Raw genomic sequence first — 25,606 nt, 5'->3', positions numbered from 1 at the left:
CGTGTTCTGGCCGATGTTGCAGGTGGCGCTCGCGTTCGCCGGCACCGCGGTGCTGGGGGTGCTGGCGGTCCGGGTGGGGTTCGAGGTGCGTCGCCTCTCCCGCGCCGTGGGGGACAGCGCGGAGCGGATCAGCCGCGCCGCGGAGCAGTTGGAACGTTCGGCGGCGCCGCTCGCCGCGCGCTCGGGGGCGCTGCGGCGGGAGGTCGGTGGGAGCGCCGCCGAGTACAGAGCCGGGGAGAACGGCGGGAGGATCCGGAAAGAATAGGGCGATGCCCAAGCATTGCTTTCGGTTTACCCCTGGGCGTTAAGATTGCTGATCGTGCGGCATGGTGGACAGGAATGTCCGCGTCCGCGCAGCGTCAGCTCCATTCTCATGGAGAGACTCGAAGAGAGAGAAGACACGTCATGGGCGGTATCTCCCCTATGCAGCTTCTGCTCGTCGCCCTTGTCGTCGTGCTGATCTTTGGCTCCAAGCGCCTACCAGACACCGCCAGGGCGTTGGGCAAGTCGATGCGGATCATGAAGAGCGAGACGGCCGCCATGAAGGCGGACGGCAAGGACGCCGAGGCGTCCGCGCCCGCCGATCCCGAGCCGACGGTCGCCCCCCGGAGCATCCAGCCCGCCCCCGGCGAGACCCGCGCGGGGCAGCCGGTCGACGAGCCCAGGGGCACGTCCCAGGGCTGACGTCCACCGGGTTGTCACCGGTGGTCTCACCGGTCAAGGGGCAGTGAGAGCCGGCGGTCGGGCGGATGCCGGCCGCCCGATGAGATGAGGACGTGGGTGCCGAAGACCACGCGGCAGCGGGAGAAGGACCCCGAGGGGCGGATGCCGCTCACGGAGCATCTCCGGGAGTTGCGCAACCGGCTCGGGATCGCGGTTCTCGCGGTGGTCATCGTCGCGATCGGCGCGGCCTTCTTCGCCAAGGACATCATGGACTTCCTCGTGGAGCCGGTGCCCATGTGCGACTACGGCGATCCCGCCGCCGAGGACAAGCGGTGCGCCGTCCTGGCACAGAACGGCCTGACCGCGCCGTTCGCCACCTATCTCCGGGTCTCCCTGCTGGTGGGCCTCATCGGGGCCTCGCCGGTCTGGCTCTACCAGTTCTGGGCCTTTATCGCCCCCGGCCTGCACCGGCACGAGAAGAAGTACAGCCGTGCCGTCGTCGCCGTCGGGGTGCCGCTGTTCCTGGTCGGCACCTACTTCGCCTACTGGCTGCTGCCCCGGGCCATTCCGGTGCTGCTGAGCTTCAGCGCCGACGACGCGCAGAACTTCGTCACCGTCGAGGAAGTCCTCGACATCAGCGTCCGGTTGGCGCTCGCCTTCGGCCTCTCCTTCGAACTGCCCCTGCTGCTCGTTCTGTTGAACCTGGGCGGCGTGGTCTCCGGCAAGCGGATGCTCAGCTGGTGGCGATGGATGGTGATGGGCATCGCGATCTTCGCCGCCATCATCACTCCCACCGACGTGATGACGATGATCGCCCTCCAGGTCCCCGTCACCGGCCTCTACTTCCTGGCCTGCGGCATCGCCCTCCTCAACGACCGCCGCCGGCGGCGGCGGGACGCGGACGCCGGGCTGAGCGACGAGGAGGCGTCCCGCCTCGATCTGACGCCGGAGCCGGTCGGCCCGGCGGAGCGGATCCGCAGCGACGACGGCGGCCCGGTCAACGGGTACGACGACGACGTGACATGAGCCGCTGAGGGGGACGGGTGAGCGGTGAGGTCACCCTGCTGGTCAACCCGGTGGCCGGGCAGGGGCGCGGGCGGCGTGCCGCCGTGCCCGTCGCGCGGACGCTGCGGGACGCCGGGATCGCCGTGCGGGTGCTCGTCGGCCTCGACGCCGAGGACGCGGTGCGCCGGGCCAGCGAGGCGGTGGCCGCCGGCACGGGCGCCCTGGTCGCGGTCGGCGGGGACGGGATGGCCGCGCTCGCCCTGCGGGCCGTCGCCGGCACGGCCACCCCGCTTGGCCTGATCGGGATCGGCACCGGCAACGACGTGGCCAGGGCGCTCGGGCTGCCGGTGCGCGATCCGGTGGCGGCGGCCGGGGTCGTCGCCGAGGCGCTCAAGCGCGGCTCGCCGCGCGCCGTCGATCTGGGGCGGGTGGGTGACACCTGGTTCGGCAGCGTGCTGGCGACCGGCTTCGACGCGCGGGTCAACGACCGCGCCAACCGGATGCGCTGGCCGCGCGGCGGGCCGCGGTACGACCTGGCGGTGGTGGCCGAGCTGGCCACGCTGCGGCCCTCGCCCTACCGGATCAGCCTGGACGAAGGGCCGTGGCGCGATCTTGAGGCGACGCTGGTCGCGGTGGGCAACGGGCCCAGCTACGGCGGGGGGATGCGGATCTGCGCGGAGGCCAGGATGGACGACGGCCTGCTGGACGTCACCGTGGTCGGCCCCTGCCGGCGCGGCACCCTGCTGCGGGTCTTCCCCCGGGTCTACCGGGGCACTCATCTCAGCCATCCGGTCGTCAGCCGGTACCGTGCCCGCCGGGTCGCGCTGGCAGCGCCCGGCGTCGTCGGCTACGCGGACGGTGAGCGGGTGGGGCCGCTGCCCCTGGTGGCCGAGTGCCGGCCGGGGGCCGTGCGGGTGCTGACGGACGCCGTCCCGGCTCCCTGATCCCGCCGGCCCGACCGACCGCCCCGGGAAAAGCCCCGAGGCGCCTCGGCGCCGGGCCGGTAGGCTCGGAGCACGATGACCGAGCACATGTCTCCCGCCGAGCGGTACGCCGAATCCCGGCGGCGAGCCGCGGACGAGCGGACCGCCCTCGCGCCCTTCCGTGAACTCTACGACTTCGCGCTGGACGACTTCCAGATCGAGTCGTGTCAGGCCCTGGAGGCCGGCCGGGGCGTGCTGGTCGCGGCGCCGACCGGCTCGGGCAAGACGATCGTGGGCGAGTTCGCCGTGCACCTGGCCCTGGAGCAGGGGCGCAAGTGTTTCTACACCACGCCCATCAAGGCGCTCTCCAACCAGAAGTACACCGACCTGGTCCAGCGCTACGGCGGGGACCGGGTGGGGCTGCTGACCGGCGACAACAGCGTCAACTCCGAGGCGCCCGTGGTGGTGATGACCACCGAGGTGTTGCGGAACATGCTCTACGCCAACTCCTCGTCGCTCGACGGCCTCGGCTATGTGGTGATGGACGAGGTGCACTACCTCTCCGACCGCTTCCGGGGCGCGGTGTGGGAGGAGGTGATCATCCACCTGCCCGAGTCCGTCGCGCTGGTGTCGCTCTCCGCGACCGTCTCCAACGCGGAGGAGTTCGGCGACTGGCTGGACACCGTGCGCGGCGACACCGCGGTGGTCGTCTCCGAGCACCGCCCGGTGCCGCTCTGGCAGCATGTGCTCGCGGGGCGGCGGATGTACGACCTGTTCGCCGAGTCCGACCGGAAGCGCGAGGTCAACCCCGATCTGCTGCGGATGGCGCGGCTGGAGAACACCCGCTCCTGGGGCGCTCGGGATCGCAACCGCAACGGGCGGGACAGCCGGCGGGCCGCCGACCGGGAACGCGAGAAGCGGCAGCGCAACCGGATCTACACGCCCAGCAGGGCCGAGGTCATCGATCGGTTGGACGCCGAGGGGCTGCTGCCCGCGATCACCTTCATCTTCAGCCGGGCCGGCTGCCAGGCCGCGGTGCAGCAGTGCCTGAACGCCGGGATGCGGCTGAACGACGCGGCGGCGCGGGCCAGGGTGCGGGAGATCGTGGAGCGGCGCACCGCCGCCATCCCCGACGAGGACCTGCACGTCCTGGGCTACTTCGAGTGGCTTGAGGGCCTGGAGCGGGGGCTGGCGGCCCACCACGCGGGGATGCTGCCGACGTTCAAGGAGATCGTCGAGGAGCTGTTCGTCAAGGGCCTGGTGAAGGCGGTCTTCGCCACCGAGACGCTCGCCCTGGGTATCAACATGCCGGCGCGTTCGGTGGTGTTGGAGAAGCTGGTCAAGTGGAACGGGGAGCAGCACGCCGACATCACGCCCGGGGAGTACACCCAGCTCACCGGCCGGGCCGGCCGGCGCGGCATCGATATCGAGGGCCATGCCGTGGTGCTGTGGCAGCGCGGCATGGACCCGGGGGCGCTCGGCGGGCTCGCCGGCGCGCGCACCTATCCGCTGCGTTCCTCGTTCAAGCCGTCCTACAACATGGCGGTCAACCTGGTCGCCCAGTTCGGGCGCCGGCGTTCGCGTGAGCTGCTGGAGACCTCGTTCGCGCAGTTCCAGGCGGACCGCTCGGTGGTGGGGATCTCCCGGCAGGTGCAGCGCAACGAGACCGGGTTGCAGGGGTATCGCGAGGCGATGACCTGCCATCTGGGGGACTTCCAGGAGTACGCGGGGCTGCGGGTCAAGCTCAAGGACCGGGAGACCGAGCTGGCCAGGCAGGGGGTGGCCCAGCGGCGGGCGGCGGCGTCCGACGCGCTGGAGCGGCTGCGCCCCGGGGACATCATCCACGTGCCCACCGGCAAGTTCGCCGGGCTCGCGCTGGTGCTCGACCCCGGCATGTCGGAGGGGCGCAGCGGGGGACCGCGCGGCTGGGACCACCACGACGGGCCGCGCCCGCTGGTGCTCACGGTGCAGCGGCAGGTGAAGCGGCTTGGCGCGATCGACTTCCCGGTGCCCGTCGAGCCGTTGGGGCGGATGCGGATCCCGAGGTCGTTCAACCAGCGCAGTCCGCAGTCCCGCCGGGATCTGGCCTCGGCGCTGCGCACCAAGGCCGGACATCTGGAGCCGCACCGGCACCGCAAGGGGCGGGCCGAGGCAGCGGACGACCAGGAGATCGCCCGGCTGCGGGGCGCCATCAGGGCGCACCCCTGTCACGGCTGCGACGAGCGCGAGGACCACGCCAGGTGGGCCGAGCGGTACCACCGGCTGAAGCGGGACACCAAGCAGCTGGAGCGTCGCATCGCCGGCCGCACCAACACCATCGCCAGGACCTTCGACCAGGTGTCGGCGCTGCTGACCGAGCTGGACTACCTGCACGGCGACGAGGTGACGGAGGACGGGCGTCGGCTGGCCCGGCTCTACGGCGAACTCGACCTGCTGGCCAGCGAGTGCCTGCGGGAAGGCGTGTGGGAGGGGCTGGATCCGGCCGAACTGGCGGCGTGTGTTTCCGCGTTGGTCTACGAGGCGCGCTCGTCCGACGACGCCCCGGCGCCCGATGTGCCGGCCGGGGCGACCCGGCAGGCGCTGGGCGAGATGGTGCGGATCTGGGGCCGGCTGGACGCGTTGGAGGAGCAGCACCGCATCAACCAGGTCACCGGCGTCGGGCAGCGCGAGCCGGATCTCGGCTTCGCCTGGCCGGTGTACCGGTGGGCCCAGGGGATGGGCCTGGACGCGGTGTTGCGGGACGCCGAGATGCCGGCGGGCGACTTCGTCCGCTGGTGCAAGCAGGTCATCGACGTGCTGGGGCAGCTCTCCTCGGCCGCGCCGGCGGGCAGTTCGGTGGGCAGGACCGCGCGCAAGGCCGTGGACCAGCTGTTGCGCGGAGTGGTCGCCTACAGCTCGGTGGGCTGAGCCCGCCCGCGCGGCGCGGCGCGCGTCATCGCCTGGCGGCCAGCGCGGCCAGCAGTCGGGTCAGTGAACCGCCCAGGCCCCAGCGTTCGTTGAGCGCGGCGAGCGCCTCCGGGTCGCGGGGCGTGGCGGGCAGCGTCGCGTCCGCGTCCGGCAGCGGCAGGTCGGTGACCACCCGGACCACCCGGGGGGCGACGGCCAGGTAGGCGTGTGCCTCGGTCAACCGCCGGCGCTGGGTGGGGGTGAGGGCGGCCCCGGGATCGTCGACGGCGGCCAGCACCCCGGCCAGATCACCGAACCGCGTCAACAGGGTGGCCGCCGTTTTCTCGCCAATTCCGGCCACGCCGGGGAGGCCGTCGCTCGGGTCGCCCCTGAGCAGCGCGAGATCGGCGTAGCCGGGGCCGTCCACGCCGTACCGCTCACGCAGCGCGGCCTCGTCGAAGGCCGCCAGGTTGCCCATGCCCTTCACGGGGTAGAGCACCCTGACCCCCCTGGTGTCGTCGACGAGCTGGAAGAGGTCGCGGTCGCCGGTGACGATGTCCACCGGCCCGGTCGCCCGGTGGCTGAGCGTGCCGATCACGTCGTCGGCCTCGTGGTTCGCCGCTCCGAGGCGGCGGATGCCCACCGCGTCCAACACCGCCTCGATCACCGGGACCTGGGGGGTGAGGGTGTCGGGCACCTCCTCGGTGTCGGGGGCGTCCTCGGCCTCCTCGGCCACCCGGTGGGCCTTGTAGGTGGGGATCAACTCCACCCGCCAGGCGGGGCGCCAGTCCTCGTCCATGCAGGCCACGAGGGCGTCGGGGTGGTGGTCGGCGACCAGCCGGGCGATGAAGTCCAGCAGGCCGCGCACGGCGTTGACGGGAGTGCCGTCGGGGGCGCGCACCGAGTCGGGCACCCCGTGGTAGGCGCGGAAGTACAGCGAGGCGGTGTCGAGCAGCATCAGACGTGTGGTCACAGCAGCGATCATGCCGCAATCGCCACAAAATCCCGACGCCCTCTGGCCGACTAAAAATCGTTTGGTAAGCTAAATATTAACGCTTTCTTGACGCTCACATTGCCGAGCCGTCCGGACGCCGAGGAGGAGACATTTACTTGCCGACGCCCAACCGACCCGGCACCCGCTCTGGTCCCGCCGCTCTCTTGATCATTTCCCCGACGACCCCCGGCAACGGGGAGTGAGGGCGAATGGGACACGCTGACACGCTGCTTGCCATGGGTGGCGCCTTCGTCGCCACCGCCTTCCTCGCCCGCCTGGGCGGCCGGATAGGTCTGCCCACGATTCCGCTCTTCATCCTGGCCGGGATTCTCCTCGGCCCCAACACCCCCGGCTTCGTACTGCTCGAAGACCAGCACGACCTGGAGATGCTCTCCGCGCTCGGCCTCGTGCTGCTGCTGTTCTACCTGGGCCTTGAGTTCCACATGGACGACCTCAAGACCGGCGGCAAGAAGATGGCCCTCGCCGGCACCATCTATCTGGCGCTCAACGTGGGAGCCGGCCTCGCCTTCGGCTTCGCGCTCGGCTGGGGCACTTCCGAGGCGTTGGTGCTGGCCGGTGTGCTAGGCATCTCGTCCTCGGCGATCGTGACCAAGATCCTGGTCGACGCTGGACGCATCGGGAACCCCGAGACCAAGCCCATCCTGGGCATCATCGTGGTCGAGGACATCTTCCTGGCGCTGTATCTGGCCGCGCTCCAGCCGATCATCTCCGGCTCCGACGGCGCCGGGGAAACCGCGTGGCAGATCACCAAGGCGTTCGGCTTCCTGCTGGTGCTGGCCATCGCCGCCCGCTGGGGCACCAAGATCATCGGTCGGCTCTTCGCGACCAAGGACGACGAACTGCTCACCATCTCCTTCCTCGGAGCGGCCGTGCTGGTCTCCGGCATCGCCGAGAACTTCGGCGTGGCCGACGCCATCGCCGCCTTCATGGTGGGCCTGATCCTCGGCAACACCGCTTCCGGGGAACGGATCAGGGAGTTGGTCCACCCCCTCAGGGACGCCTTCGCCGCGATCTTCTTCTTCGGCTTCGGCCTGTCCATCGCGCCGGGTGACCTGCCGACGGTGATCTGGCCCGTGGTGATCGCCGTGGTGATCACGCTGGCGATGAACATCGGCGCCGGTCTCTTCACCGCCCGGATCTACGGCTTCGGCGCGCTGCCGACGGCCAACGTCTCCACCACGCTGCTGGCTCGGGGCGAGTTCGCACTGATCCTGGCCACCATGGCCGCCGCCGCTGGTCTTGACGACCGGCTCTCCCCCTTCATCGCGGGCTATGTGCTGATCCTGGCCGTTCTCGCGCCGATGATCGCGGGCCGTTCGCACTGGCTGGCCCGGATCCTACCGGGGGACAAGTCGGATCTCCGTAAACGGGAGATCGTCCAACCCGAGCCGGAACCGGCGAGTTCCGGCAGATAGCCGGGCCGACCGGCCAGCTTCGACGCGACACCATCGATCGAGGGCTCAGCGCCACCTTCAGGTCTCGACGGCGGTGTCATATGCCAACGAACACCGGTGAACAGGGACAACGCCCGGCCGTGTGCCGGGCGTTGTCCCGTGATCCCCGGGTCATCGCTCCGATACTGGCCGCCACGGCCCCGGTGTGAGAAGTTCACGGGGTGAGCCTGACCACACCACCCGGCTGGTACCCCGACCCGGAGGGCGTGCCGGGGGCGCCGGGCCGGGAGCGCTGGTGGGACGGGTCCGTGTGGACCGCCCATGTGCGCCCCACCGCCGAGGCATTGGCCAAGACCCCCACGCTGCCTTCGGGGCCTTCGGGGCCTTCGGGGCCTTCGGGGCCTTCGGGGCCTTCGGAATCTTCGGGGCGCTCGGGGCGCTCGGGGCGCGACACCGCGCCGGCGTCCGGGGCCGGCGGCCACTCCCTGCCCACCCTGCCGGGCGGCGTCCCGGCCGGGCCACGGCGTCAGCGCCGGCGCACGGCACTGTTCCTGTGCCTGGGTGTCCTCGGACTCGCCCTGGCCGCCGCCATTCTCGTCCCGCTGCTGCTGGACGGCCAGGACGGGGGCCAGCGGAGCGGCCCACGCCCCGGGCCCTCCGCCGAGGACGGCGGCCCCGAGGGCGGGAGCGGTGGAGACGGCGGGAGGGGCGCCGAGTTGAGCGCGCGGCGGGTGGACGGCGTCGCCCTCCCCCTGCCCGCGGGCTGGTCCGAACGCGAGATGCCGGGCGGGGTCTCGTTGGTCTACGGCGGCTATCCGTGCCCGGCAAACGCGGATCTTGACTGCCTGGAGGGCGCCGCCCAACTCCAGGCGCTGCCCGGCGCCGGCTCCCTCTCCACCGAGGGCACCGCCCGCGCCGACATCCCCGAACTCCGGCGCGACGCCTACCCGTCGACGGCCTACGGTGGCGTCTTCGGCACCGAGGAGACGGCCGCCGAGCCGGTGACGGTGGCCGGTCAGCCCGGCTACCGGGTGCGGGTGCGGCTCTCCACCGCCCTCGGCACGGCGTACGCGGAGTCGGTCGCCTTCGTCTCGCCCCAGGACCCGGGGACCCTGCTGCTGTTGCGACTCACCTGGGACGAGGTCGACAGCGCGCCGCCGTTGGCCGATCTCGACCAGATCCTGCGGGGTACGACCACCGTCTCCACCGGGCCAGGTACCGCTGCCGCCTGGCGCGCACGTAAAGTTACCCCGTTCGCGTGCGACCGTTAGGTCGCCGGTTGGCCGGGGAGTGGGCGGATGAACACCGAGCAGGGGCCGCGTTCCACACCTGCGTCCCGGCTGCTCTCCGCGCGTTCGGCCGGGGCGCCGCCGCTCCGCACACCCCCGCCGCCGCCCGTCGCCCCGCCGAGGCCCAGCGCGCCTCCCCAACCGAGCGGCCCACCACGCCCGTTCGCGCCCCCGCCGCCCACCAACGCGCCCCACGCACTCCGGCTGGCCGCGCGGAACCGGGCGTTGCGCGCCCTCGCCTCGCGGCTGCCGGTGCGGCTGACCGGCGCCGTCGTCTGCCTGGTGCTGGGCGCGGGCCTGCTGGGCGGGTCCGCCGCCGGCACCTGGCTCTCCGGCGGTGAGGACCGGGCGCGGGCCGAGGAGTCGGCCTGGGCCGAAGGGCGCGACCTCTGGCGGGAGTTGCCGGTCGACGAGCTGTTCCCGCCCGAGCTGACCTCGGGCGACGCGGGCCCCGGCGGCGCCGACCGCAGATGGCTGCGCCTGGGCGTCGCCCCGGACGGCGGCTGCGCCGACGCCTTCGACCCGCTGCTCAGCGAGGTGCTCTCCGCCGCCGGCTGCCACCGGCTGATCCGCGCCACCTACACCGACGAGACCGAGACCACCGTCACCACCGTGGGACTGCTCTTCACCACCGCAGATCCGGCGGTCACCGCCGCGCTCGCCGGGCGCTTCGCCGACGAGGGGCTCAGCGGGCGCACCGACCTGCTGCCGCGCCCGTTCGCCGTCCCCGGCACCCCGGCGGAGGGCTTCGACGACGGCCAACGTGCCTCCTGGAGCATCGAGGTGGACGAGGGGCTCCCCGTCGTCGCCTGGTCGGTGACCGGCTTCGCCGACGGACGCGCGGTCGGCACGCCGGTCCCGGCCGCCGAGGCCACCGCCGACGGCGCGGACGGCGTGGTGGCGCTGGCCGGCCTCGGGCACGACAGCCTGGGCGTGCTGACCCGGATCGTCGAGCCGCTCCGCGAGGCGCACGCGGCACGTACCGGGGGTGACGCGTGAGGGCGGGGCGGGTCGGCGGCGTGGCGCTGGTGACGGTGGGGGCGCTGGTCGCCCTGGCCGGCCCGGGGGCCGGCGTGGCCGGTGCCGACGCCACCAGGGAGCAGCAGCGCTGGGCGCTCGACCAGGTCAACGCCTCCGCCGCCTGGGAGTTCACCCAGGGGGAGGGGGTCACCGTCGCCGTGCTCGACACCGGCGTCGACGCCGACCACCCGGATCTGGCGGGCAACGTCCTGCCCGGCCGCGATCTCGTCGGGATGGGCGCCGAACCGGGCGAGCGGTACTGGGCGGAGCACGGCACCGCCATGGCCGGCATCATCGCCGGTGCGGGACACGGCAGGAACAACGACGACGGGGTGATCGGCGTCGCCCCGAGGGCCCGCGTCCTGCCGGTGCGGGTGCTGCTGGAGGACGACGACCCGCAGCGCGACGAGGCCAGGGACGAGCGCGCCGGCGCGCTGGCCGAAGGCATCCGCTGGGCCGCCGACCAGGGCGCCGACGTGATCAACCTCTCCCTCGGCGACGACAGCGACTCGGCCCACCCCGACCCCGAGGAGGACGCCGCCGTCCGCTACGCGCTCGCCAAGGGCGCGGTGGTGGTGGCGTCCGCGGGCAACGGCGGCGAGAACGGCGATCCGGTCTCGTACCCGGCCGGCTACCCGGGGGTGATCGCGGTGACGGCGGTGGACCGGAGCGGCAGCCCGGCCGAGTTCTCCACCCGGCGCTGGTACGCCACGGTGAGCGCCCCCGGCAAGGACGTGATCGTGGCCGACCCGGACGGCCGCTACTACACCGGCTGGGGCACATCGGCCGCCGCGGCCTTCGTCTCCGGCTGCGCGGCGCTGCTGCTCTCGGCGCATCCCGACCTCACCCCGGCCGAGGTCCGCGCGCTGCTCACCGAGACGGCCCAACACGCGCCCGACGGCGGTCGCAACGACGCGCTGGGCAGCGGGATCGTCGACGCGGGTGCCGCGATCGAGGCGGCCAACGAGCGGGCCGGCGCCGCGGCCGTCGAGCCGGGGGAGACCTATGGCGGCGCGTACTTCGGCCCGGGGCCGACGCCCGAGGAGAGCGAGGGCGGCGGGGCCTGGCTGGCCCCGGTCGCCGGCGCGACGGGGGTGCTGCTGTTGGGCGCGGGGGGCGCGCTGCTGGTCCGTCGCACCCGGGCCGGGCGCCCGTACGCCGTCCCCGAGTGACGGGGGCGGCCGGAGTCGGCGCCGCGCGGCTCAGGTGGTGCGCGTCACCGGATCGGCCGGGTCCAGCGCCCCCACGGCGGCCATGGCCGCCCACTCGACGGCCGCTATGCCGGCCTCCTGGGTGGCGTGACCGTCGGACACCACGGCTATCAGATAGTCCTCACCCGCGACCTGCACCCGGCCGATGCTGTTGATGTCCCACAGCCCGGTCTCGGTCCTGGGCAGCCAGCCGTTCTTCAGCTCGAACCCCTCGTCCGTCGCCGCCGCCGACACGCCCCACCGCTGGCCGTCGACCACCGTCGCCATCAGCTCCTGGAGATAGCGCTGGGAGGACGGGGTGAGCGGCGAGTCGGGCGCGTACACGGCCCGCAGCAGGGCTATCTGGTCGGCGCTGGTGGTCTGGGTGAGCCCCCAGTGGCCGTCGCCGCCCGGGATGGTGGACGTCAGGCCGAGCCGCTCGTTCGCCTCGGCCAGGCCGCTGGCTCCGCCGATCAGCCACCACAGCGCGTCCGTCGCCGCGTTGTCGCTGGCCCGGATCATGATCTCGGCGCGTTCCCGCTCAAGGGCGGTCAGCTCCCGCCCCTCGTCCTGCGCCCGCAGCAGCAGGGCGGCCAGGACGTCCACCTTCACGATGCTCGCCGTGTCGAACCGCTCGGCGCCGAAGGTGGCGTTCGTCCCGCTCTCCAGCGCCAGCACCGACACCGAGAGCCGGGCGCTCGGCTCGACCGCCAGCGGGGCCATCGCGTGCGCCAGCCGCGCGTTGGACATCTGGTCGGGCACCGGCCGCGGAGCCGCGTCCGAGGGACGCTGGTCCAGGGAGTCCTCCACCAGGCTGTCCTCCGGTCCCGCTCCGACCTCGGCCGCGTCCCGCGCCGAGGACGCCGTGTCGCCGCCCGGAAGTGCGAGGGGCGGGGCGTCACCGGAGACTGAGAAGGCCAGCAGCGTGCCCGCGAGGGCGGTGTTCACCAGCAGGACGGGACGAAACCGTCGCGCTGGCGGCTGACCGTTCACATTCATCAACATGAACGGTAACTCGCACACTTACGCGAGTCACCGGTTGTTGTATGAAAAACGGGTAACAGCGGGTGAGCGGGAGGCCGCGCGCCCGTGGCCGGCGGCCTGCCGGGGGTCCCTGACCGGTCGCTGGATACCCTCGACGGGTGGCCCTCAAGAACATTCCCCAGCCGGCCTTCGCCGACGACGACGGCACCGCCGACCCCGCCCTGCGCGCGGCCCTCGACCGCTGGGTCGACGATCCCGCCGGCGCCCGCCCCGCCGTGCTCGCCGCCCTCGCCGAGGCCCGTCTGCTGGCCCCCGTCGTCGCCGTGCTGGGGGAGGCGGAGACGGACGAGGCCGGGCGCCGCCGGGAGAAGAGCAGCGAGATGGCGCTGCTCACCCTCCAGCTTCCCGACGGCCGGCGGGCCCTGCCGGTGTTCAGCGCCATCGAGACGCTCACCCGCTGGCGGCCCGAGGCGCGCCCCGTCCCCGTCACCCCGTCGCAGGCGCTGGCCGCGGCCGTCCAGGAGGGCGCCGGCGTCCTGGTCGTCGACGCCGCGGGGCCTGTGGCCTTCGAGGTGGCGGGCCCGGCCCTGCGCACCCTGGCCGGGGGCGGCGCCCCGGCCGAGAGGCCCGCGGTGCTCGACGGGGTGCGGGCGGCGCTGCGGAGCCAACCGGACGTTCTCGCCGCCCAGTTGGTCCCCGGCGGCGAGGCGGACGGCACCCTCGCCGTGCTGCTGGAGCCGTCCGCCGAGCCGGCCGTGGCCGCCCGTGCGCTGGCCGGCGCGCTCGCCGCCCAGCAGGACCTCAGGGTGCATCTGGTGCGCGGCCTCCAGCTGGCGATCCTGCCGCCGGGCAGCGGCCTGCCGGGGGAGCCCACCTACCGGCGGTGACCCGCCGAACCCCGTCACCCGGCCGGCCCAGCCGACATGCGAGGGACCCTCAGCTGCTCAAGACTGCCAGCAGATTCCCCTAGGCACTGGAGGGCGCCATGTCGGCCGAGATGTCCGCCGAGAGAACGGCCGGGAAGTCGGCCGACAGCGATCCCGCGTCGCTGGTGGCCGAACTGCTGGGGACGCTGGTCCTCGTCTTCTTCGCCGTGGGGTCGGCGGTGCTGGCGGGCGAGTTCATCGGCAGCCTCGGCATCGCCCTCGCCTTCGGCTTCACGCTGGTGGCCCTCGCCTATGTGCTGGGCCCCGTCTCAGGGGCGCAGCTGAACCCGGCGGTGACGCTGGGCATGCTGCTGGCCGGCCGGATGACCCCCCGCGCGGCCGTCGGGTACTGGGTGGCCCAGCTGGTGGGGGCGATCGTCGGCGCCGCGCTGCTCTTCCTGGTGGCGCACCAGGTGCCCGGGCTCAAGACCGGGGAGGCGTTCGGCAGCAACGGGTACGGGCACAGGTCGGCCGTCGGTCTGACCATCGCCGGCTCGTTCGTCGTCGAGGTGATGCTGGCCGCGCTGCTGGTCTTCGTCTATCTCTCGGTGACCAGGAAGGTCACCCTCGGCAGCCTGGACGGGCTGCCCGTCGGCCTGACCCTGGCGGCGGTGAGCCTGATCGGCATCCCGCTCACCGGGGCCTCGCTCAACCCGGCGCGCTCCATCGGGCCGGCGCTGTTCGCCGGCGGCGACGCGCTGATCCAGCTCTGGCTCTTCGTGCTGGCCCCGCTGGTGGGCGCCGCGATCGCGGTGCTCGCCCACCGGTTCACCCATGAGCGGCCCGAGGCGTGGTTCCAGGACATCCCCTGGCTCTCCGAGAAGCTCGGCAGGTCCGGTGGGTCGGGTGGCTCCCGTAAGGCGGGGAAGCCCGGCGGGGCGGACGCGCGGGCTAGCGAATGACCGGGCCCGTGTACTTCTCGCCCGGCCCCTGCCCGGGCTCGTCCGGCACGGCCGACGCCTCGCGGAAGGCCAGCTGGAGCGATTTGAGCCCGTCCCTGAGGGGCGCGGCGTGATACGTGCCGATCTCGCCGGCGCCGGCGGTCACCAGGCCGGCCAGCGCGGTGATCAGCTTGCGCGCCTCGTCCAGGTCCTGGTGCCGCTCGCCCCCCTCGGCCAGCCCCAGGTTGACCGCGGCCGAACTCATCAGGTGGACGGCGACCGTGGTGATCACCTCGACCGCGGGGACGTCGGCGATGTCCCTGGTCAGGTCCGCCACGTCGGGGGTCTCGGCGGGGTCGGGGGCGGGGGCTTCGTCGCTCATGCCGCTCAGCCTAGGCCGCCGTCCCCGGGGGCTGGACCGGGGGCGGCCCCCGCCCTCAGGACCGGCTTCGCCCCCTCCGTGCGGTGGTGTAGCCTGGAGGTTGACCGGCCGGACATCTGTGTGTCCGGCCCGCAAGTGGAGGCTCCGCGCTCCCACCTCGCCGACCCGGAGGGTCGGGAGGTCTTTGGTCAGGCAGCGCCTCGCGGTTTCACCGCGCTGGTGCTCCCGGTCTGTCTCGGAGCCCCGCCTGTGTTACCGGTCGGGGCGTTTTTTACGCCGTCGAACGGTGGTCACACGATCTAGCGCGGCTGTTCGCCAGACATCCGTGCGGCGTAACCGAGGAGGCCCCATCAGCGCCGAGCCCCGTATCAACGACCGGATTCGCGTCCCCGAGGTGCGACTCGTCGGTCCCAGTGGCGAGCAGGTCGGCATCGTGCCGCTTGCGAAGGCCCTGGAGCTTGCCCAGGAGTACGACCTGGACCTGGTCGAGGTGGCGGCGACCGCCCGCCCGCCGGTGTGCAAGCTCATGGACTACGGAAAGTTCAAGTACGAGTCGGCCCTGAAGGCACGTGAGGCGCGCAAGAACCAGGCGCACACGGTCATCAAGGAGATGAAGCTCCGGCCGAAGATCGACCCGCACGACTATGACACCAAGAAGGGTCATGTCGTCCGGTTCCTCAAGCAGGGGGACAAGGTCAAGATCACGATCATGTTCCGCGGTCGTGAGCAGTCCCGCCCCGAGTTGGGCTTCCGACTGCTCCAGCGGCTCGCGGAGGACGTCCAGGATCTGGGCTTTGTGGAGTCCAACCCCAAGCAGGACGGCCGGAACATGATCATGGTTCTCGGTCCGCACAAGAAGAAGACCGAGGCGATGGCCGAGGCGCGTGAGGCTCAGGCCGCCCGCAAGGCCGAACGCCAGCAGGGGAAGACGACGGCCTGACCCGGCCGCCACCCCGCTGGGGTACGAGGATTCAGGAACGACGAGGAGAGTACGGCGACATGCCGAAGAACAAGTCCCACACCGGTGCCGGCAAGCGGTTCAAGCTCAGTGGCTCCGGCAAGGTGATGCGCCAGCGCGCAGGTCGCCGTCACTACCTGGAGCACAAGTCGTCCACGCTGACCCGGCGACTGGCCGGCACCGCGGAGACCGCCCCGGCCGATGCCAAGAGGATCAAGAAGCTTCTCAGCAAGTGATCCCCCCGCGACCGCCCCGCCAACCGGCGGCGGTCGGCGGACCGACCGGGACCCATCCGTTCCGGGCCGTGTGACCATTCCCACGGCCCCGCTACAAGGAGTACACACGTGGCACGCGTCAAGCGGGCAGTCAACGCCCACAAGAAGCGCCGGGCGATTCTCGAACAGGCCAGCGGCTACCGCGGCCAGCGCTCGCGGCTGTACCGCAAGGCGAAGGAGCAGGTCACCCACTCCCTCGTCTACAACTACAACGACCGCAAGAAGCGCAAGGGCGACTTCCGGCAGCTGTGGATCCAGCGGATCAACGCCGCCGCCCGCGCCAACGGCGTCACCTACAACCGCTTCATCCAGGGCCTGAAGGCCGCTGAGATCGAGGTGGACCGCAAGATGCTCGCCGAGCTCGCGGTCAACGACCCGAACGCCTTCGCGGTGCTGGTCGAGACGGCGCAGAAGGCGCTTCCGAGCGACGTCAACGCGCCCAAGGCCGCCTGAGCGACAGGCCCTGGCGGCACGCGCTTCCCGGACCCGCAGGCAGACCGCCTGCGGGTCCGTCGCTTCCCGTCCCACGCCCCCTCGTCCACCCGGGCCCTCCGTCAACCGCCCTCTCCGATAAGCGAGTTCGTCGCCCATGGCCGCTGCCCCCCAGCTGATCTCCGCGCGCTCCCCCCGCGTGTCCGCCGCCAGGCGGCTGGCGCGGCGCAGCTTCCGGGGCCGGGAGCGGCGCTTTCTGGCGGAGGGACCACAGGCGGTGCGCGAGGCGGTGGGACACCGGGGCGCCGAGGGCGGCACCCTGCGCGAGCTGTTCATCACCCCCGAGGCCGCCGAGCGGTACGCGGACGTGGTGGCAGCGGCGCTGGCGGCCGGCGTCCCCGTGCACCACGCGGACCCGGAGGTGGTCGCCGGCATCTCCCAGACGGTCACCCCGCAGGGCCTCGTCGGCGTCTGCGACTTCCTGGACCGGCCGTTCGCCGAGGTGCTGGCCGCGCGCCCCCGGCTGGTCGCCGTGCTGGCGCACGTGCGGGACCCGGGCAACGCGGGCACGGTGCTGCGCTGCGCCGACGCGGCGGGGGCGGACGCCGTGGTGCTCACCGACGCCTCCGTCGATCTCTACAACCCCAAGGCGGTCCGCGCCTCCGTCGGCAGCCTGTTCCACCTGCCGGTGGCCGTCGGGGTGCCGGTCGGCCAGGCGGTAGCCGGCCTGGCCGAGGCGGGCGTGCGGGTGCTGGCCGCTGACGGCGGGGGCGCCGACGATCTGGACACCGAGCTGGACCGGGGCACCATGGGCGGGCCCACGGCGTGGATATTCGGCAACGAGGCGTGGGGGCTGCCCGCGGCGACCAGGGAGCTGGCCGACGCGGTGGTCCGGGTGCCGATCCACGGCCGCGCCGAGAGCCTCAACCTGGCCACCGCCGCCGCCGTGTGCCTCTACGCCTCCGCCCGCGCCCAACGCGGTCCGGGCGGCTGCCGCGCGGCCGGTTTCCAGCGCGCCCCCCACAACGTTCCCGGGCCAGGGCTGTAGCTCCGGCAGGTGCTGGGCGGCCACCGGGTAGGGAATGATTGCGCGTTCAACCGGGGGTGGGACAGGCCCGGTTGGGCATGTGGTGACGCTGACACCCAAGGGGAGAGGGGCGATGGGGGATGGACACGGAGGCCGGTGACGAGGAGCCCGAACACCTAGCTCCCGATGATCTTCCCGACGGTCTGGTGATCGCGGACCGCCGTGGTCTCGTGGTGTGTTGCAACGCGGCGGCGGCGCGGCTCACCGGGCAGTCGGCCGCCGAGGCCCTCGGCCGTCCCATCGAGCGGGTGCTGCCGCTTGAGGACCCGGACGGCCGGCTCTGGTGGCGGCTGACCGACCCCTATGGCGGGCTCGCCATCAGGACGGGACAGCCCGAGCGGAACCTGCTGCTGCCCGGTGGCCGCGAGGTGCTGGTCGCCGCCCGCTATGTGCGCGAACGGCCGGCCGGGGCGCTGCGGCGGCTGGTGGTGTCGCTGCGCGGCACCGAGGCCAGGAAGCGCACCGAGCGCGGTAACGCCGAACTGATCGCCACCGTGGCGCACGAGCTGCGGTCCCCGCTGACCTCGGTGAAGGGCTTCACGGCCACCATGCTGGCCAAGTGGGAGCGGTTCACCGACGAGCAGAAGCGGCTGATGCTCCAGACCGTGGACAGCGACGCCGACCGGGTGACCCGGCTGATCACCGAGCTGCTCGACGTCTCCAGGATCGACTCGGGGCGTCTTGAGATCCGTCGCCAACCGGTGGCGCTGGACGAGGCGGTGCGCCGCCATGTGGAGCTGCTCGTCAACAACGGTCAGGACGCCGGCCGTTTCCAGCTGGGCATCGAGGACTCCTTGCCGCTTCTCTGGGCCGATCCGGACAAGATCGATCAGGTCCTGGTCAACCTCCTGGAAAACGCCGTGCGGCACGGGAGCGGTAGGGTCACCATTGAGGTACATCGAGTTCCGCCCAGCAGGGCCCGCCAGGAAGGGACGGCCGTCACCGTGAGCGACGAGGGCCCCGGCATCCCCGAGGACGCCATGCAACGGGTCTTCACGCGCTTCTGGCGCGGCAGCGAGCACGGCGGCACGGGCCTCGGGCTCTACATCGTCAAGGGAATCGTCGAGGCGCACGGTGGCACGGTCACCGTCGGCCGCTCCTCAGGGGGCGGCGCCCGCTTCCGATTTATCCTGCCCGCGGGCATTCCGGCCTTTCTCCGCTGAGGCGTCGAGCCTTCGAGCCGCTGAGTCGCTCAGCCGCTCGGCCTCTCGGCGGAGGCGCCCCGGCCGGTCCCGCGGGCCGACTCCGGTCAAGAAATCCACCGCACGCCCCCCGTAGACTCGGTCGCCGGGCCTGAAGGGGGCGCAGCGGAGCCCAAGCCAACGGAAGCACGGGAAGAGATGTCGGCACCCAACAAGTCCTACGACCCGGTCGAGGTCGAGGCACTGAAACCGCAGGCGATCGACGCGGCCAGGGACGCGGCGCTGGCCGCCTTCGAGGCCGCCGAGGACCTGGACGCGCTCCAGCAGGCCAAGGTCGCGCACACCGGCGACCGTTCGCCGCTGGCGCTCGCCAACCGGGAGATCGGCGCCCTGCCGCCGCAGGCCAAGGCCGCGGCCGGCAAGCGGGTCGGGCAGGCCAGGGGCGCGGTGAACAAGGCGCTCGCCGCCCGCAGGGAGCGCCTGGAGGAGGAGCGCGACGAGCGGGTCCTGGTCGAGGAGGCGGTGGACGTCACCCTCCCCTACGACCGGCGCCCGGCCGGCGCCAGGCACCCGCTGACCACCCTCTCGGAGCGCATCGAGGACATCTTCGTGGCCATGGGCTACGAGGTGGCCGAGGGCCCCGAGCTGGAGGCCGAGTGGTTCAACTTCGACGCGCTCAACCTCGATCCCGACCACCCGGCGCGCTCCACCCACGACACGTTCTTCGTCGCGGACGAGAAGGGCGGCCCGGACAGCGGTCTGGTGCTCCGCACCCACACCTCGCCGGTGCAGATCAGGTCGCTGCTGGACCGGGAGCCGCCGGTCTATGTGATCTGCCCGGGGCGCACCTACCGCACCGACGAGCTGGACGCCACCCACACCCCGGTCTTCGGCCAGGTCGAGCTGTTGGCCGTGGACGAGGGCCTGACCATGGCCGATCTCAAGGGCACGCTCGACCACATGGTGCAGTCGCTCTTCGGCGCCGGCATGCGGACCAGGCTGCGGCCGAACTACTTCCCGTTCACCGAGCCGTCGGCCGAGATGGACATGGTGTGCTTCCGCTGCCGGGGCGAGTCCGTGGGCGACCCGGACCGTCCCTGTCGTACCTGCGGCAGCGAGGGCTGGATCGAGCTGGGCGGCTGCGGCGTGGTCAACCCCAGGGTGCTGGTCGCCTGCGGCGTCGACCCGGAGCGGTACAGCGGATTCGCCTTCGGGTTCGGGATCGAGCGCCTGCTGATGTTCCGGCACGGCGTCGCCGACATGCGGGACATCATCGAGGGTGACGTGCGGTTCACCCGGCCGTTCGGGAGTGAGATCTGATGCGCGTTCCCCTTTCCTGGCTCCGGGAGTACGTGGAGCTGCCCACCGAGGTCACCGGGCGCGAGGTCGCCACCCGCCTCATCTCGGCGGGTCTTGAGGTGGAGCTGGTCGAGCGTCTCGGCGCCGACCTCACCGGGCCGCTGGTGGTCGGACAGGTGCTGGCCATCGAGGAGTTGACCGAGTTCAAGAAGCCGATCCGCTACTGCCAGGTGGATGTGGGCGAGGCCAACGGCACCGGGCAGCCGCAGAACATCATCTGCGGCGCGTCCAACTTCGCCGTCGGCGACAAGGTCGTCGTGGTGCTGCCGGGCGCGGTGCTGCCCGGCGGGTTCGAGATCTCCGCCCGCAAGACCTACGGGCATGTCTCCGAGGGCATGATCTGCTCGGTGCGCGAGCTGGGCATCGGTGAGGACCACGCCGGCATCCTGGTGCTGTCGCCCGAGCACGAGGTCGGCACCGACGCCGTCGCGCTGCTGCAACTCGTCGACGAGGTCCTGGACATCGCGGTCACCACCGACCGCGGCTACTGCCTGTCGATGCGCGGCATCGCCCGTGAGACGGCCACCGCGTTCGGGCTGCCGCTGCTCGACCCGGCGCTGCTCGACGTGCCCGGGGCGAACGGCGACGGACCTCAGGTGCGGATCGAGGACGCGGCGGCCTGCGACCGCTTCGTCGCCCGCACGGTGACCGGGGTCAGGCCCGAGGCGCGCTCCCCGATCTGGATGCGGCGCCGGCTCCAGAAGGCCGGGGTGCGGCCGATCTCGCTGCCCGTCGACATCACCAACTACGTGATGCTGGAGATCGGCCAGCCGCTGCACGCCTACGACCACAGCCGCCTCGACGGCGCCATCGTGGTCCGCAGGGCCGGCGTGGGGGAGAAGCTCACCACGCTGGACGGCGTCCAGCGCGCGCTGCACCCGGAGGATCTGGTGATCGCCGACGGCAGCGGCCCGATCGGTCTTGCCGGGGTGATGGGCGGCGCGCACACCGAGATCGCCGACGCCCCCGTCGACCCGTCGCCGCTCGGCGCCTCCGGCACCACGGAGATCGTCGTCGAGGCGGCGCACTTCGACGCGGTCACCATCGCCAGGGCCGCCCGCCGGCACCGGCTGAGCAGCGAGGCGTCCCGCCGGTTCGAGCGCGGCGTCGATCCGGGGGCGGCCGACGCCGCCGCCCAACGCGCCGTGGATCTCCTGGTGTTGCTGGCCGGCGGCACGGCAGGCGCCGGGGTCACCGACGAGGGCACGCCCGTTCCGCCGGCGACCGTCGAGATCCGGGCCGACCACCCGGACCGGGTGGCCGGCGTCGCCTACGGCCGGGAGGTCGTGGTGCGCCGCCTCCAGGAGGTCGGCTGCGCGGTGACGGGCAGCGACACGCTGACGGTGACCGCGCCCAGCTGGCGCCACGATCTGACCGACCCCAACGACCTGGCCGAGGAGGTGCTGCGGCTTGAGGGCTATGAGTCGCTGCCCTCCACGCTGCCCCGGCCGCCGGCCGGGCGCGGGCTCACCGAGGGCCAGCGGCTGCGCCGCCGGGTCGGCCGGGCGCTGGCAGGACAGGGCTATGTGGAGACGCTGAACTACCCGTTCGTCGGGGCCGCGGCGCTGGACGCGCTGGGCCTGCCGGGGGACGACCCCAGGCGGCGGGCGGTGCGGCTGGCCAACCCGCTCTCCGACGAGGAGCCCTGGCTGCGCACCACGCTGCTGCCGGGACTGCTGGAGACCCTGCGCCGCAACCACGGGCGGGGCAGCCAGGATCTGGCGCTCTTCGAGACGGGCCTGGTGTTCCGGCCGACCGGCCGGGAGACGGCCGGGGTCAGGCCGCCGGTCACCCGCCGTCCCACCGACGAGGAGATCGCCGCGCTCAACGCCTCGCTGCCGCCGCAGCCGCGTCGGGTCGCCGTGGTGCTCGCTGGCGCCCGGGAGCCGGCCGGCTGGTGGGGCGCGGGCCGCCCCGCCGAGTGGGCGGACGCGATCGAGGCCGCGCGGACGGTCGCGGCCGAGGCGGGGGTGGAGCTGACCGTCCAACGCGACCAGCACGCCCCCTGGCACCCGGGGCGCTGCGCCGCGCTGCGGCTGGCCGGCGAGCGCACGCTGGTGGGCCACGCGGGCGAGCTGCACCCCAGGGTGGTCAAGGCCCTGGGCCTGCCGGAGCGCGCCTGCGCGATGGAGCTGGACCTCGACCTGCTGCACCGCGCCGGCGGCGAGGCGGTCACCGGTCCGACGATCTCCTCGTTCCCGGTGGCCACCCAGGATGTGGCGCTGGTGGTGGACAACGCGGTGCCCGCCCACGAGGTGGAGGCGGCGCTGCGCGCCGGCGCCGGCGAACTGCTGGAGTCCGTCCGGCTGTTCGACGTGTTCGCCGGCGAGCAGCTGGGCGCGGGGCGCAAGTCGCTGGCCTACGCGCTGCGGTTCCGGGCCCAGGACCGGACGCTCACCGCGGACGAGGCCAGCGCGGCCAGGGAGGCCGCGGTCGCCACGGCCGTCTCCCGCACCGGCGCCTCGCCGCGCGGCGCGTAGCGGCACGCTGGGGCGGTGGGGGTCGACGCCGGTGGGCGTCGGCCCCCACCGCCGTTCCCCGTGGCGGGCTCACTCGGGCTCGGGAAGGGGCGCCGCGTCCGCGTGCTCGGCCAGGGGGGCGAGGAGGTCACCGTGCTCGGCCAGCCGGTCGGGCAGGTCGGCCAGCGTGATCTCCAGGTCCTCCGGACGCGCGCAGGCGGCGATCTCGTCCCAGGTGACCGGCGCTGAGACGGTGGGCAGCGGCCTGGCGCGCAGCGTGTAGGGGGTGGCGGTGGTCTTGCGGGCGGCGTTCTGGCTGTGGTCGATGAACACCTTGCCGGGGCGGAGCCGCTTGGCCATCACGGCGACGGCCAGCTCGGGCAGCGCCCGGGCCGCCTCGGTGGCCAGCCGCTTGGCGTAGGCGGAGGCGTCCGCCGAGTCGACGGGCTCCAGCGGGCAGAGCAGGTGCAGGCCCTTGGAGCCCGACGTCTTGGGGTGGACGGTCAGCCCGTCGCTGGTGAGCCGTTCGCGCAGCCAGAGCGCCACCCGGCAGCAGTCCACCACGGTCGCCGGGTCCCCTGGGTCCAGGTCGAGGACCAGCCGGTCGGCCACGCCGGGATCGGTCAGCGTCCACTGGGGGGTGTGGAACTCCACCACCAGGTTGGCCGCCCAGACCAGCGACGGCAGATCGGCCACCACCAGCTGCCGCATGCTGCCGCCGCCGGACCTGGGGACCTCGCCCGTCATCACCCAGTCGGGCGTGCCGGGCGGCACGTTCTTGGTGAAGAACCGCTGCCCGGTGTGCCCGTCCGGGTAGCGCAGCAGGCTCAGCGGGCGATCCACCAGGTGCGGCAGCAGCAGCGCGCCGTGCGAGGCGTAGTAGTGCAGCAGCTCGCCCTTGGTGGTGCCGTCGTCATAGAGCGCCTTGTCCAGGTTGGAGAGCGTCAGACGACGGCCCTCGACGGTGACCACGGGCATACCCTGAGACTGCATGAAAGGGGCAGATCGTGCGAACTATCTGGAAAGGGTCCATCTCCTTCGGGCTGGTCACCATCCCCATCAAGGTCGTGGGCGCGACCGAGAACCACTCGGTCTCGTTCCGCCAGGTGCACATCGCCGACGAGGGCCGGATCCGCTACCGCAAGGTGTGCGAGCTGGACGGCGAGGAGCTCGCCGGCGACCAGATCGGCAAGGCGTACCAGGCGTCCGACGGCACCCTGGTGCAGATCAGCGACGACGATCTGGACGCGATGCCGCTGCCCACCGCGCGGACCGTGGAGATCCTGGGCTTTGTCCCCGTCGGCAGCATCGACCCCTTCCAGCTGGACCGCTCCTACTATCTGACCCCCGACAGCGGCGCGGCCAAACCGTATGTGCTGCTGCGCGAGGCGCTGCGGCGCTCGGGCCAGGGCGCCATCGCCAAGCTGGCGATGCGCGGCCGGGAGACGCTCGCGCTGGTCCGCACCCGGGAGGACGAGGAGGTGCTGGGCATGCACACCCTGCTCTGGCCGGACGAGATCCGCTCGGCCCAGGGGCTGGCCCCCACCGAGCAGGTGACCGTGCGGGACGCCGAGCTGGACATGGCCGACACCCTGATGGACACCCTGGGCGAGGTGGACATGTCCGAGCTGCGGGACGAGTACCGGGCCGCCGTGGAGACGCTGGTCAACGCCAAGCTGGAGGGCGTGGAACCGCCGAGCCTCGGAGCTGAGGCCGCCGGCGGCGGCCGGGTGGTGGACCTGATGGCGGCCCTGGAGGACAGCGTCCGCGACGCCCGCGCCTCCCGTGGCGAGGACGAGGGCGCCGACGAGGGCGAGGACGCCACGGTCACCGACATCGGCGGTCGGGGCGGCACCAGGAAGGCCACCGGCCGGCAGGCCGCCAGGAAGAGCACCGGAACGAAGGGTGCCACCAAGAAGGGCGCGGCCAAGAAGAGCACCGGAACGAAGTCCACCGCCAAGAAGGGCGCGGCCAAGAAGGGCAGCGGAACGAAGAGCACGGGCAAGAAGAGCGCGGCGAAGAAGAGCACGGCCAAGAAGTCCGCCGCCTCACGCAAGCGCGCCTCCTGACCGCCGTTCGGCGCCGCGTTCCCTGACCACCCCGACGGTGACCAGGGCGCCGCTGATCAGCCCGACGGCCACCACCGGCATCGGCACGAACGTGGCGAGCAGCACCAGGACCGCGCCGCCGGGGAAGAGGTAGGGAGCCCACCCGGTCCGGTGGTGGGGCCGCAGGTGCAGGGCCCAGACCGCGACCAGATAGACGGCCACCGGCAGCGTCACCGAGGCGGCGGCGGTGATCGGGGCCAGCTCCGCCTCGTCGGTCAGCGCGTCGATGTTGAGCGCGAGACCGGCGCCGACCGCCGCCGCCGCGCCGAAGATCAGGAAGTGGCCGTAGCCCCAGAGGAAGGCCTGCCGGCTGGACTCCAGGAACTCGCCGGCCGGCGTCGCGAAGTACATCCACCACATGGCGAACACCGTCAACAGCGCGCCCCCGGCGAGCAGATAGAGGTCGTCGCCCGCGTACTCCACGTCGACCGCCCGGCGGACGGCCGATGTCGCCGACATCACCGACTCGCCGAGCACGATCATGGTGAACAGCCCGTACCGCTCGGCGATGTGGTGCGGATGCCAGCTGGTGCGATGGCCCCGCTCGGCGAACAGCGGAACGGCCAGGTCCAGCATCGCGAGCGGCGCGAACGTCCAGCGCTGCCAGATCTCGGGCAGCAGCAGCCAGACGCACCACAGGCACTGCGCCCCGGCCAGGCCGCCGGCGAACCGCAGGGCCACCGACCGGGGCGCGGCCCCGGCGAGCATGGCCCGCAGCCACAGGCTGATCATGGCCAGCCGCATCACGGAGTAGCCGACGACCACGACCACGAAGTCGTGGTCCTCGAAGGCCAGCCGCACACCGGCGGCCAGCACCAGCGCGCCGGTGATGGTCAGCAGCGCGGCCAGGCGGAAGAGCACATCGTCCGGATCGTAGGCCGACGAGAACCAGGTGAACCCCATCCAGGCCCACCACACCGCGAAGAAGACGGTGAGAAAGCTGGTCACCGCTGTGAACGACCGCCCCGTGGCCAGGTACTCGTGCAACTCGCCGGCGACCTGCGCCACGGCGACCACGAAGCAGAGGTCGAAGAAGAGCTCCAGCGGGGTGGCCGTGCGGTGCCGCTCCCCGGTGTCCCGCGCCGTCATCCGGCGGTGCCACAGGTAGTTCACGGACATCGTCGCGCCCGCCCGTCCGTCGTGAGGTCACCCGTCAGCCCCCCGCGGGGTCATTGTGGCGTATCGCGACGAATCGGACAGGGAGGTGCGGCCGGCGGTTCGGGAGGGG

General features: G+C 72.8%; 24 protein-coding genes. 19 read left to right on the top strand and 5 right to left on the bottom strand.

Annotated elements, in window-relative coordinates; genetic code table 11:
• Position 1: 1 nt before the first annotated feature.
• The 5 genes from K4G22_RS02085 to K4G22_RS02065 all read left to right on the top strand — a co-directional run bounded on the left by K4G22_RS02085 (position 2) and on the right by K4G22_RS02065 (position 5,498).
• Positions 2–265 carry a hypothetical protein gene (locus K4G22_RS02085; protein ID WP_228077884.1) on the top strand — a complete coding sequence of 88 codons (264 nt, stop codon included), beginning with the start codon at positions 2–4 and terminating at the stop codon, positions 263–265.
• A gap of 140 nt (positions 266–405) precedes the next feature.
• Entirely contained in the window at positions 406–684 is a 279-nt protein-coding gene (gene tatA, locus K4G22_RS02080) for a Sec-independent protein translocase subunit TatA (protein WP_228077882.1), read from the top strand.
• A 96-nt stretch (positions 685–780) separates the two neighbouring features.
• Positions 781–1,689 carry a twin-arginine translocase subunit TatC gene (gene tatC / locus K4G22_RS02075; RefSeq protein ID WP_228077881.1) on the top strand — a complete coding sequence of 303 codons (909 nt, stop codon included), beginning with the start codon at positions 781–783 and terminating at the stop codon, positions 1,687–1,689.
• Between the two features lie 17 nt (positions 1,690–1,706).
• On the top strand, positions 1,707–2,612 hold the full coding sequence (locus K4G22_RS02070; RefSeq protein WP_228077880.1) for a diacylglycerol kinase: 906 nt from the start codon (positions 1,707–1,709) through the stop codon (positions 2,610–2,612).
• 75 nt (positions 2,613–2,687) lie between these two features.
• Complete coding sequence (locus K4G22_RS02065; RefSeq protein WP_228077879.1) at positions 2,688–5,498, top strand: DEAD/DEAH box helicase; 2,811 nt, start codon at positions 2,688–2,690, stop codon at positions 5,496–5,498.
• A gap of 25 nt (positions 5,499–5,523) precedes the next feature.
• On the opposite strand, the gene K4G22_RS02060 is transcribed toward K4G22_RS02065, so the two are convergent.
• Positions 5,524–6,462, bottom strand: a complete 939-nt coding sequence (locus K4G22_RS02060) for a 5'-3' exonuclease (RefSeq protein WP_228077878.1) — start codon at positions 6,460–6,462, stop codon at positions 5,524–5,526.
• A gap of 245 nt (positions 6,463–6,707) precedes the next feature.
• Here K4G22_RS02060 and K4G22_RS02055 point away from each other — a divergent pair, with 245 nt between their 5' ends.
• The 4 genes from K4G22_RS02055 (at position 6,708) to mycP (ending at position 11,367) form a co-directional block, all read left to right on the top strand.
• Positions 6,708–7,907 (top strand): cation:proton antiporter, encoded by a 1,200-nt coding sequence (locus tag K4G22_RS02055; RefSeq protein WP_228083922.1) that lies wholly within the window; start codon positions 6,708–6,710, stop codon positions 7,905–7,907.
• 200 nt (positions 7,908–8,107) lie between these two features.
• Positions 8,108–9,157 carry a DUF2510 domain-containing protein gene (locus tag K4G22_RS02050; RefSeq protein ID WP_228077877.1) on the top strand — a complete coding sequence of 350 codons (1,050 nt, stop codon included), beginning with the start codon at positions 8,108–8,110 and terminating at the stop codon, positions 9,155–9,157.
• A gap of 27 nt (positions 9,158–9,184) precedes the next feature.
• Positions 9,185–10,174: a hypothetical protein gene (locus tag K4G22_RS02045; protein WP_228077876.1), complete on the top strand. Its 990-nt coding sequence runs from the start codon at positions 9,185–9,187 to the stop codon at positions 10,172–10,174.
• Positions 10,175–10,194: 20 nt separating this feature from the next.
• The gene (gene mycP, locus K4G22_RS02040) at positions 10,195–11,367 is read left to right on the top strand and encodes a type VII secretion-associated serine protease mycosin (RefSeq protein WP_425336771.1); all 1,173 of its coding nucleotides are present in this window, start codon (positions 10,195–10,197) and stop codon (positions 11,365–11,367) included.
• Positions 11,368–11,397: 30 nt separating this feature from the next.
• Here mycP and K4G22_RS02035 read toward each other — a convergent pair whose 3' ends face one another.
• The gene (locus K4G22_RS02035; RefSeq protein ID WP_322785073.1) at positions 11,398–12,333 is read right to left on the bottom strand and encodes a serine hydrolase; all 936 of its coding nucleotides are present in this window, start codon (positions 12,331–12,333) and stop codon (positions 11,398–11,400) included.
• A gap of 194 nt (positions 12,334–12,527) precedes the next feature.
• On the opposite strand from K4G22_RS02035, the gene K4G22_RS02030 reads away from it, so the two are divergent.
• Entirely contained in the window at positions 12,528–13,256 is a 729-nt protein-coding gene (locus K4G22_RS02030) for an SseB family protein (protein ID WP_228077875.1), read from the top strand.
• 110 nt (positions 13,257–13,366) lie between these two features.
• Complete coding sequence (locus K4G22_RS02025; protein WP_228083919.1) at positions 13,367–14,197, top strand: MIP/aquaporin family protein; 831 nt, start codon at positions 13,367–13,369, stop codon at positions 14,195–14,197.
• On the opposite strand, the gene K4G22_RS02020 is transcribed toward K4G22_RS02025, so the two are convergent.
• The gene (locus tag K4G22_RS02020; RefSeq protein WP_228077874.1) at positions 14,187–14,558 is read right to left on the bottom strand and encodes a DUF1844 domain-containing protein; all 372 of its coding nucleotides are present in this window, start codon (positions 14,556–14,558) and stop codon (positions 14,187–14,189) included. The two genes, K4G22_RS02025 and K4G22_RS02020, sit on opposite strands and share 11 nt — an antisense overlap.
• A 325-nt stretch (positions 14,559–14,883) precedes the next feature.
• Between K4G22_RS02020 and infC the strand changes: the two genes are divergently transcribed.
• The 7 genes from infC to pheT all read left to right on the top strand — a co-directional run bounded on the left by infC (position 14,884) and on the right by pheT (position 22,291).
• Complete coding sequence (infC, locus tag K4G22_RS02015) at positions 14,884–15,498, top strand: translation initiation factor IF-3 (protein ID WP_228077873.1); 615 nt, start codon at positions 14,884–14,886, stop codon at positions 15,496–15,498.
• 59 nt (positions 15,499–15,557) lie between these two features.
• A complete protein-coding gene (gene rpmI / locus K4G22_RS02010; RefSeq protein ID WP_228077872.1) occupies positions 15,558–15,752 on the top strand; it encodes a 50S ribosomal protein L35 in 195 nt (64 codons plus the stop codon).
• A gap of 108 nt (positions 15,753–15,860) precedes the next feature.
• On the top strand, positions 15,861–16,244 hold the full coding sequence (gene rplT, locus K4G22_RS02005; RefSeq protein WP_228077870.1) for a 50S ribosomal protein L20: 384 nt from the start codon (positions 15,861–15,863) through the stop codon (positions 16,242–16,244).
• 136 nt (positions 16,245–16,380) lie between these two features.
• Complete coding sequence (locus K4G22_RS02000) at positions 16,381–17,271, top strand: TrmH family RNA methyltransferase (RefSeq protein ID WP_228077869.1); 891 nt, start codon at positions 16,381–16,383, stop codon at positions 17,269–17,271.
• A 119-nt stretch (positions 17,272–17,390) separates the two neighbouring features.
• The gene (locus K4G22_RS01995; protein ID WP_228077868.1) at positions 17,391–18,473 is read left to right on the top strand and encodes a sensor histidine kinase; all 1,083 of its coding nucleotides are present in this window, start codon (positions 17,391–17,393) and stop codon (positions 18,471–18,473) included.
• Between the two features lie 177 nt (positions 18,474–18,650).
• A complete protein-coding gene (gene pheS / locus K4G22_RS01990) occupies positions 18,651–19,772 on the top strand; it encodes a phenylalanine--tRNA ligase subunit alpha (RefSeq protein WP_228077867.1) in 1,122 nt (373 codons plus the stop codon).
• Positions 19,772–22,291, top strand: a complete 2,520-nt coding sequence (gene pheT / locus K4G22_RS01985; RefSeq protein WP_228077866.1) for a phenylalanine--tRNA ligase subunit beta — start codon at positions 19,772–19,774, stop codon at positions 22,289–22,291. The genes pheS and pheT overlap by 1 nt, the downstream gene beginning before the upstream one ends.
• 69 nt (positions 22,292–22,360) lie before the next feature.
• Here pheT and ligD read toward each other — a convergent pair whose 3' ends face one another.
• Entirely contained in the window at positions 22,361–23,248 is an 888-nt protein-coding gene (gene ligD, locus K4G22_RS01980) for a non-homologous end-joining DNA ligase (protein WP_228077864.1), read from the bottom strand.
• A gap of 29 nt (positions 23,249–23,277) precedes the next feature.
• On the opposite strand from ligD, the gene ku reads away from it, so the two are divergent.
• On the top strand, positions 23,278–24,339 hold the full coding sequence (ku, locus tag K4G22_RS01975; RefSeq protein WP_228077862.1) for a non-homologous end joining protein Ku: 1,062 nt from the start codon (positions 23,278–23,280) through the stop codon (positions 24,337–24,339).
• Here ku and K4G22_RS01970 read toward each other — a convergent pair.
• Positions 24,319–25,497 carry a low temperature requirement protein A gene (locus tag K4G22_RS01970; protein ID WP_228077861.1) on the bottom strand — a complete coding sequence of 393 codons (1,179 nt, stop codon included), beginning with the start codon at positions 25,495–25,497 and terminating at the stop codon, positions 24,319–24,321. The two genes, ku and K4G22_RS01970, sit on opposite strands and share 21 nt — an antisense overlap.
• Between the last annotated feature and the right edge of the window lie 109 nt (positions 25,498–25,606).

Origin of the sequence: Streptomyces profundus (assembly GCF_020740535.1) — a bacterium.
GTDB classification, from domain to species: domain Bacteria; phylum Actinomycetota; class Actinomycetes; order Streptomycetales; family Streptomycetaceae; genus Streptomyces; species Streptomyces profundus.
The sequence above is the reverse complement of the archived record's forward strand: the minus strand, read 5'-3'. Positions and strand labels throughout refer to the sequence as shown.

Excerpts from the sequence above, each read along its gene's own strand:
- tatA (WP_228077882.1), top strand. The coding sequence starts at position 406 with ATGGGCGGTATCTCCCCTATGCAGCTTCTGCTCGTCGCCCTTGTCGTC.
- K4G22_RS02065 (WP_228077879.1), top strand. The coding sequence starts at position 2,688 with ATGACCGAGCACATGTCTCCCGCCGAGCGGTACGCCGAATCCCGGCGG.
- K4G22_RS02060 (WP_228077878.1), bottom strand. The coding sequence starts at position 6,462 with ATGATCGCTGCTGTGACCACACGTCTGATGCTGCTCGACACCGCCTCG.
- K4G22_RS02055 (WP_228083922.1), top strand. The coding sequence starts at position 6,708 with ATGGGTGGCGCCTTCGTCGCCACCGCCTTCCTCGCCCGCCTGGGCGGC.
- K4G22_RS02045 (WP_228077876.1), top strand. The coding sequence starts at position 9,185 with ATGAACACCGAGCAGGGGCCGCGTTCCACACCTGCGTCCCGGCTGCTC.
- K4G22_RS02025 (WP_228083919.1), top strand. The coding sequence starts at position 13,367 with ATGTCCGCCGAGAGAACGGCCGGGAAGTCGGCCGACAGCGATCCCGCG.
- K4G22_RS02020 (WP_228077874.1), bottom strand. The coding sequence starts at position 14,558 with ATGAGCGACGAAGCCCCCGCCCCCGACCCCGCCGAGACCCCCGACGTG.
- rpmI (WP_228077872.1), top strand. The coding sequence starts at position 15,558 with ATGCCGAAGAACAAGTCCCACACCGGTGCCGGCAAGCGGTTCAAGCTC.
- K4G22_RS02000 (WP_228077869.1), top strand. The coding sequence starts at position 16,381 with ATGGCCGCTGCCCCCCAGCTGATCTCCGCGCGCTCCCCCCGCGTGTCC.
- K4G22_RS01995 (WP_228077868.1), top strand. The coding sequence starts at position 17,391 with ATGGACACGGAGGCCGGTGACGAGGAGCCCGAACACCTAGCTCCCGAT.
- pheS (WP_228077867.1), top strand. The coding sequence starts at position 18,651 with ATGTCGGCACCCAACAAGTCCTACGACCCGGTCGAGGTCGAGGCACTG.
- pheT (WP_228077866.1), top strand. The coding sequence starts at position 19,772 with ATGCGCGTTCCCCTTTCCTGGCTCCGGGAGTACGTGGAGCTGCCCACC.
- ligD (WP_228077864.1), bottom strand. The coding sequence starts at position 23,248 with ATGCCCGTGGTCACCGTCGAGGGCCGTCGTCTGACGCTCTCCAACCTG.
- K4G22_RS01970 (WP_228077861.1), bottom strand. The coding sequence starts at position 25,497 with ATGTCCGTGAACTACCTGTGGCACCGCCGGATGACGGCGCGGGACACC.